This window comes from Nocardia vulneris (assembly GCF_001613425.1).
Taxonomy (GTDB): domain Bacteria; phylum Actinomycetota; class Actinomycetes; order Mycobacteriales; family Mycobacteriaceae; genus Nocardia; species Nocardia vulneris.
On sequence record NZ_BDCI01000071.1, the window covers coordinates 1 to 651 of the forward strand.

Genomic DNA, 651 nt, shown 5'->3' on the forward strand with positions numbered 1-651 from the left:
CGTTTGAGCGCGGCGCTGATCTGAGCGATCGTCAGCCGCGCGGCCTGGGCCGGGGTGGCTGCCTTGGCCAGCAATTCCAGGGTGTCCGCGGCATCGAGGTCGCCGAAGGCGACCAGCGCGGCGGGGAAATAGTCACGCAGGGCGTGGCGCAGCCGCTGGGTGTGGCGGGTCCGTTCCCAGATCATCGTCTTGTGGGTGCGGGCCACCACCTTGATCGCCTCGGCGCGCGCGGAGTCCCCCGCGACCGGTCGCAGTTCGTGGGCGTGGGTGCGGACCATGTCCGCCAGCACATGCGCGTCCCCCGCGTCGCTCTTGGCCCCGGAGACCCCGAGCCGGTCACGAAACCGGCTCGCCTGCAACGGGTTTACTGCCAGCACCGTGTATCCGGCGGCGACCAGCGCCGCGACCCATGGGCCACGGTCGGTCTCGATCCCGACCAGGATCTCGGCCTCGTCGGCGTCGTCGCCGACCAGATCCCCGACGATCGCATGCAACCTCGCCATCCCGGCCACGCCCTCGGGCACACGCGCCTTGGCCAGACGACGACCGGCACGGTCCATCACCTCCACATCGTGATGGTCCTCGGCCCAGTCATCTCCCACGAACAGTCTCAACGGTCCTCCCGTTCTCGATACCGATCACCACCTTCAC

At 69.4% G+C, this 651-nt stretch carries 1 protein-coding gene; it reads right to left on the minus strand.

The annotated features are described in order from the left end of the window. Window positions 1-560, minus strand: a 560-nt coding sequence (locus NVU01S_RS42035; RefSeq protein WP_444980762.1) for an IS110 family transposase, incomplete at its 3' end; no start/stop codon positions are given. Window positions 561-651: the final 91 nt, after the last annotated feature.